Origin of the sequence: Streptosporangium sp. G11, from assembly GCF_051192615.1 — a bacterium.
In the GTDB taxonomy this organism is placed as follows: domain Bacteria; phylum Actinomycetota; class Actinomycetes; order Streptosporangiales; family Streptosporangiaceae; genus Streptosporangium.
In genome coordinates this window covers 1-6752 of record NZ_JBPJUQ010000177.1, presented here as the reverse complement: position 1 = coordinate 6752, position 6752 = coordinate 1, and the positions used below count along the sequence as shown (strand labels likewise).

The 6752-nt window shown below is 69.5% G+C and carries 6 protein-coding genes; 4 read left to right on the top strand and 2 right to left on the bottom strand.

Going from position 1 to position 6752, the window contains the following annotated elements:
- Positions 1-390: 390 nt before the first annotated feature.
- Complete coding sequence (locus tag ACSDR0_RS48945) at positions 391-1065, bottom strand: HAD family hydrolase (RefSeq protein WP_435295842.1); 675 nt, start codon at positions 1063-1065, stop codon at positions 391-393.
- A 315-nt stretch (positions 1066-1380) separates the two neighbouring features.
- On the opposite strand from ACSDR0_RS48945, the gene ACSDR0_RS48940 reads away from it, so the two are divergent.
- From ACSDR0_RS48940 to ACSDR0_RS48925, 4 genes are all read left to right on the top strand, one after another.
- Complete coding sequence (locus ACSDR0_RS48940; RefSeq protein WP_435295841.1) at positions 1381-2529, top strand: FUSC family protein; 1149 nt, start codon at positions 1381-1383, stop codon at positions 2527-2529.
- Complete coding sequence (locus tag ACSDR0_RS48935) at positions 2526-3194, top strand: hypothetical protein (protein WP_435295840.1); 669 nt, start codon at positions 2526-2528, stop codon at positions 3192-3194. Before ACSDR0_RS48940 ends, ACSDR0_RS48935 begins: the two co-directional genes overlap by 4 nt.
- Positions 3195-3795: 601 nt before the next feature.
- Positions 3796-4443 (top strand): DUF4158 domain-containing protein, encoded by a 648-nt coding sequence (locus ACSDR0_RS48930; RefSeq protein WP_435295839.1) that lies wholly within the window; start codon positions 3796-3798, stop codon positions 4441-4443.
- Positions 4440-6374 carry a tyrosine-type recombinase/integrase gene (locus tag ACSDR0_RS48925; protein ID WP_435295838.1) on the top strand — a complete coding sequence of 645 codons (1935 nt, stop codon included), beginning with the start codon at positions 4440-4442 and terminating at the stop codon, positions 6372-6374. Before ACSDR0_RS48930 ends, ACSDR0_RS48925 begins: the two co-directional genes overlap by 4 nt.
- On the opposite strand, the gene ACSDR0_RS48920 is transcribed toward ACSDR0_RS48925, so the two are convergent.
- Positions 6331-6663, bottom strand: a complete 333-nt coding sequence (locus ACSDR0_RS48920; protein WP_435295837.1) for a hypothetical protein — start codon at positions 6661-6663, stop codon at positions 6331-6333. The genes ACSDR0_RS48925 and ACSDR0_RS48920 overlap by 44 nt on opposite strands.
- Between the last annotated feature and the right edge of the window lie 89 nt (positions 6664-6752).

Here is a 6752-nt window from a genome sequence, read left to right as displayed (position 1 = left end):
TAGCTGCGAGTGCTCACCCGCTGGCGGCTGTCAGGCCCGAGTCTGCCGGAGTGGCGGACTCGTTAAGAGTGATTAGTAGCTCTGTGTAATCGCGCGGCAGTGTCGGCAAACCCTCATCTGTCGACATTCCACCGGGAAACTACGAGGTCGCAGGTGGTGAGCGTCGAAAACTCGTGCCGAGAATCAACGTCGGTAAACGGGGCGGTGAGCGGATTTCGACAGGCGTCGGCGCGCTGTCCTGACCTGGGGATACGCCCCTACTTTGCGGCCTATGACATCGACCCGAGCGGAGGGCCAAGTTGGGCAGAGTCCCTCGAAGCCGTGGGGTGAGTCTTCAACGCAGACGAAGGCACCGAAGTCGGGTCTGTTAATTAAACGGCCCTGTAACTGCTAACCCTGGATGTGGCTGCTTTCGAGGTGCGCTACGGCGTCGACCACATCCGGGAATGCGTCGATGAACGCGTCGACGTGGTAGGCATCGAAGTCATCGCGCTGTCTGACGCCGCTTTGCAGGCACGCGATAAAGCGCAAGCCGGCGCCGTTGGCGGCCTGCGCGTCACTGGGGGAGTCGCCGACGTACAGGCATTGACCGGGCTGCAGCCCAGTGGCTGCAAGGAGTTCATCGAAGGCGCGGGCGTCAGGTTTGCTAAAGCGCATGTTGCCCCCGTGGTAGACAGCGGTGAGCCGGTCAGCGAGCACATGGTCTGGAGCAAGCAGGTGTTCTACCTCCGCTTCGGTGCGCGACGTCAGCAGCATGATGCTGCGTCCTGCGATGGCAAGCTCGTCGAGCGCTTCGAGGTTTTCCGGCGCGATGACATCCAGCCGGCCGTCTGCTACATACTCCCGGAGCACAACTTGATAAACAGCCGTGAAATCCTCAAGGTCCAAGCCTGGTGAGCGCTGTGGCATCGCGTCGAGCAGGGGCTGTCCCCACGTCGACATGTGCACAGCACGTGGCATCGGCTCGCGGCCGATTCGCGCTAACACCTCGTTCTCCAGTTCGAAGCACACCGCCTCGGTCAGGCAGAGCGTGTCGTCCACATCAATCGCCACGATGCGTATCACAGCGCAAAGGTAACGCGACTCAGAAGCGCGCGAACCGGTCCTGCCCAACCACGTCGCGGCGAATTCCACGGCTTCATGCCGCCGGCCCGCGCCTGCGGGATGGTCCGCGGCCGCACAGAGGGCGCACACCGCACACCGTGTCAGCCCCGCGCCTGCGGGGATGGTCCCCTCGTGTCCGCCGGGTTGACATCCGATGATCTTCCCGGCCTCTGATCGTCGTGAGCCCGGCGTAGGTTTTCGGTCACAACATTCGGTAAAAGCCACATGGTGATTAACCGGGACATGAGTTGGTTGAGGACAACGATTCGCCGTGAGATGCGGTATCTACGTAGCCAGGTGGCCGGGCTGGGCCGGCGAGGTTCCGAGCAGCGCTTCGAGGTACGTCAGATCGCCAAGGCGACCCTGGCCGCGGCGCTGGCCTGGTTTCTGGCCGATCGGCTGCTGCCGCGCGAGACGGTGTGGATCGCCCCGGCCACCGCTGTGATCATGGTGCACGCGACGGTGTATCAGACGCTGACCAACGGGGTGCGGCGGGTATGCGCGGTGGCCGCCGGTGTCATCCTGGCCGGCAGCGTCGGCCACCTGATCGGCCTCAACGCCTTCAGCCTGGTGCTGGTCGTGCCACCGGCGCTGGTGGCCGCACGTTGGCGACGGATGGGCCGGCACGGCACGGACGTGGCGACCACCGCGGTGTTGATGCTGTCGTTCGGCGCAGCCTCCCAGGAGCGCTACCTGCTGGCCTATGTGGTGGCCACCGGCATCGGCGCGCTGTCTGGAGGAGTGGTCAACGCGATGCTGTGGCCGCCGCTGTATCAGCGCCGCCCCCATGAGGCGGTGCGTCGGCTGAGCAAGGAGGCCGCCGAACTCCTGGAGGCCGTGGCCGGCGGGTTACGTAAGCGCTGTGAGCTGTCGAACCTGCCCGGCTGGCAGCGCCACGCCGCCCGGCTGGACGCCCACCTGGCCCGAGCGAGTGCGGCCATCGCCGACGGCGCGGAAAGCCGCCGCTACAACCTGCGCCGCACCCGCGTCCCCGAGACGAACGATGATCACGAAGGGCTGCTGGAGGCGATGAGCGAGATCGGCGTGCACATCCACGCCCTGGTGCGGGCGCTGGCCTATGCCGCCCAGCGCCGGCACCGCCACGCCGACGGTCCGCCGTGGATCAGCGACGAGTTCGCCCGCGACTACGCCGCATTGCTGGACCTGCTCGCCCAGGCGCTCCAAGCGCAGATGCGCACCGCCGATGAGCCCGCGAGGCTGAGCGCGGTGATCTCCGCCGCGCTGGAGCGGGCCGGCGCGATCCAGGAACAGATGACCGAAGAGGTCCGCACCGGCCAGCTGGACCAGCCGCACGGCTGGGCCGTGACCGGAAGCCTGCTCACCGACGCCGAGCGGATCCTGACCATCTTGACCGCCCTGCACGCCACCACCGAAACCGCCGAGGCCGCCGATGCCGTGGGGTGAGACCAACCGCCCCGATCAATTCCCGCTGCGGCCCGGTCGGCGCGGGAGCGAGAACGGGGCACACGTGCACCTGTGAACCGCGCCGCTCCGCATCGCGCCCGCACGCCGCCCACACCCCGATCGTCGTCGACGCGCTGCGCCGCACCGGCGCGCTGAGCGGCGACCTGCTGAACGCGGGCGAGCAGTGGACGGCTCAGCTGACCGCCTTCACTGGCGCGCTCACCCGGATCGACGCGGCCGAGCAGGCCGCAGAAGAGGCTCGGGCCGCTGCCGCTGCCGCCGAGCAGCGCGCCGCCGACCGGCGCGCCACCGCCGCCCGGGACGGGACTGCGGCCGCGATCGCCGCCAGCCGGCAGGCCGCGGACAAGGCCGCCGCGGCGCAACAACGCGCCAAGGCATCCGAACGCGAAGCCTGGCGCGCGACCGGCGAGCACGAAGCCGAACGCGCCCGCGCCCGCGCCCAGCAAGATGCCGCCATAGCCGCCGAGCGTGCCGATACCGCTGAACGCGACGCCCTGCAGGGCGTCCTGGAGGCCGAACGCCGCCAGGGTGCCGCCGCGGCCGATGACCACGACTGGCAGATCGCCACCTTGCACACCGCGCTGGCCGAGTGCACCGCCGACCTCGAGCAGACCCGCGACGACCTGAAAACCGCCGGTAGTTAGGGTGTCGTCAAGAGTCGTGTCACCAGGTACACGCGATTGTATTTGCCAGGTCAGCGAACTGGAATAACGGAACAGAATAAGCGTTCTGTCCCCTTTCGCTCAGGTCGGCTGAGCTACGTGAACACGGGGTCGAGGAACAGCGGGACAGTCATTGGCGGTGCGGACTGTTCGAGCAGGTCAGGGCGGTGAACGGCCAACGGTGTCGAGTCGGCCTTTCGACCCGAACATGGCGGGACGGTCCGGCGCGACAACACGATCTTCAGTGTTTCCGCAGGTCGCGGTGACCATCCGCGCCATGATCCATCTCACCGCCAACGGCTGTCCCCGCGTTCCCCGACCCCGGAGACCTTCCGCGACAAGGACGCCCCGGCCCCCGTGCTGGCCACCATCGTCGAGCAGGCCGAAGCCGCCCGCACCCAGCTGCACGACCAGCCTTAACAGGTCCCCGGGCCCGCGCCGTCCCCAAGGGGCCGCCCGTAGTTTCCAGACCAAAAACAACGGTAAGAACTGAGGGTTGATCATGCTCTGATCCGGCCCGTAGCGTGCCGTCCCGTTTGGTGACGGTCGATGCTCGGGTGGTGGATTCGTGGCGACTTAAGACGTGTTCTCGGCGGAGGAACTGGCGCGGCTTCGGGGCTTCCCGGAGATCAACCGGGCTGAGCTGATCAGGTACTTCACGTTGACCGGTGCGGACGAGGCGTTCGTGCGCCAGTTCCGCACGGGCCGCAACGTGCTGGGCGTGGCGGTCCAGCTGTGCACGCTGCCGTGGCTCGGGTTCGTGCCTGATGAGGTGGCGCTGGCGCCGGACGCCGCGGTGGGCCGGCTGTCGCAGCGGCTCGGGATCGCGATGGGTGAGCTGCGCGGGTACGGCGAGCGGGAGCAGACCCGTACGGATCATCTACGCGAGGTGGCCGCCTACGTCGGCTGGCGGTCGATGGACACCGCTGAGTGGAAGGACCTCGACGAGTTCCTGTTTACCCGGGCGATGGAGCACGACTCGCCGAAGCTGCTGTTCCGGCTGGCCTGCGAGTACCTGCTCTCGTCGCGGGTGATCCGGCCCGGGGTGATCCTGCTGCTGCGCCGGGTGGCCGCGGCTCGGGCCTGCGCTCGGACGGAGACGTGGGCACGGGTGCGGCATCTGCTCACCGATCGCCGGTGCGCCGAGCTGGACCTGCTGCTGGTCCCGGACGCCTACCTCGGCCGCACGCCGCTGGCGTGGGCCCGACCTCATCGAGCCCGGCCGCGGTGAAAGCCGAGCTGGAAAAGCTGGCCTACCTGCGGCGCCTCGATGCACACACGCTGGATCTGTCGATGCTGCCGGCCGAGCGACGCCGGTTCCTCGCCGGGGTCGGCCGCCGGTTGACCGGGCAGGCGTTGCAGCGGCGCGAGCCGGAGCGCCGGTATCCGATCCTGCTCACGCTGCTGGTGCAGTCGGCCGTCGACGTGCTCGACGAGACGCTGCTGCTGTTCGACCAGGCGATCAGCGGCCGGGAGGCCGCCGCGAAGCAGAAGGTCGCCGACGCCCTGGCCGAGCGGGCCAAGGGCGGCGAGAACCGGCAGGCGCTGCTGGACGAGGTCTTGACCATCGTGCTGGACCCGGCGATCGGCGATGAGCAGATCGGCAGCATGCTGCGCACCAGCATCGGCCTGGAGCGGATGCGCGCGGCGTGGGCCGAGCGCCGTGAGCGGCTACCCCGCGACCACGGGCAGCTCAGCATGCTGGATGCCTCGATGTCGTACCTGCGCCAGTTCGCCTCGGCCGTGCTGGCCGCAGTCCAGTTCGCCGGCGGTCCGGGCACCGAGCAACTGCTGCAGGCGGTGAGCATGCTGGCCGGGCTGTACGCCACCGGCGCCCGCAAGGTCCCGGCCGGTGCCCCGGTCGGGTTCGTGCCGACGAAGTGGGCTGGCTACCTGGTCGCCGCGGAGCAGGCCGGCGACGTCACCGCGTACCGCCGGTACTGGGAGCTGGCCGTGCTGGTCGGCCTGCGCGACGGGCTGCGCTCCGGTGACATCTTCGTGCCCGGCTCGCGCCGGTACGCCGATCCGGCGTCGTTCCTGCTCACCCCGGAGGCGTGGGCGCCGCAGAAGGTGGAGTTCTGCCACCTGGTCGGCAAGCCGGTCGAGGCAGCCGACGCGCTCGCGGCGGCCGAGGACGAGTTGCACACCGCCTTGGCCGACCTGGAGGCCCAGCTGGCCAGAGGCAACCCGGGCGAGGTCCGGCTCACCGACGACGGAGAGCTGATCATCCCGCCGCTGACTGCCGAGGACGTGCCGGCCGAGGCCGACGCGCTGCGTGCCGAGCTGGCCGGGATGCTGCCGCGGGTGCCGATCGCGTCGGTGCTGGTGGAGGTCGACGCGCGGACCGGGTTCACCGATCACCTGGTGCACGCTGGCGGGAAGGTCGCCCGGTCGGCCGAGCTCAAGCGCAACCTGATGTACGTGATCATCGCGGAGGCCACGAACAAGCACCTGTCCGCGCTGACCTCGTTCACCGCCTACTGCCACTGCCAGGACTGGCTGACCACCGACCCCGGCCGGCGCCTGGAACGCCGCAAGGTCACCCGGACCCGGGACAAGGCCATCCCGCACGCCCGGCTGGAGCGGCTGTTCACCGACGACCGCAACGGACTGCGCGAGCGGGTGCTGTGGCGGATGCTCTACGAGACCTGCGCCCGCGCCGAGGAGATCCTCGGCCTCGACGTGCCCGACCTCGACCCGGAGTTCCGCCGCGCCCTGGTCACCGAGAAAGGCGGCGACCGCGCCTACGTGCACTGGGAAACCCCAACCGCCCGCCTGCTGCCCCGGCTGCTGGCCGGACGCACCGCCGGGCCGGTGTTCCTCGCCGACCGGCGCGCACCCGGCGCCGGACGCCGTACCCCGGCCCTGGTCGACGTCTGCCCGGAGACCGGCCGCGGCCGGTTGTCCTACCCTCGCGCCGAATACCTGTTCAAGCAGGCCTCCCAGCTCCACGACCCCCACGGCACCGGGTACACCCTCCACCAGCTGCGCCACTCCGGGCTGACCCACCTCGCGGCCAAGGGCCGCAGCGCCGCCGAACTGCAGGCCAAGTCCCGCCACCGGCACCTGGCCACCCTCGGCATCTACGTCCGGCTCGGCGAGGAGACCTCCGCCCGCATCACCGCCGAGAACGACGAACACCACCGCCGGCACCGGCGCTGACCCGACGCGGCTTCCCCCTGGCCGCCAGCCCTTGGACATCACCCGTCCGCAGGTCGATCCGCATGCTCGCGACCTGGAGGGCCGGCACCGCGAGCACGAACTCCCCGACCGGTCGGCCTCGGCGCAGATGCTGCTGGCCGACCATCGAGCCGAGCGCCCACACCTGGACGACGGCCCCTACCCGGTACACGGTGCAGACGTCCGGGACCAGGGAGCTGACACCTGGCCAGCCCGGGATCAGCCGCGCGGCTTCCTCCGGCCCCCCGAGCGGATCCTCGGTTGGTTGCACGCTGCTGTTCTGGAGTTGCCCCGGTTTGGTAGACACATCAGGGCTTTCGACTACGCGGCAGCATAGTTGTCTTCGTGCGTGGGCTTGAG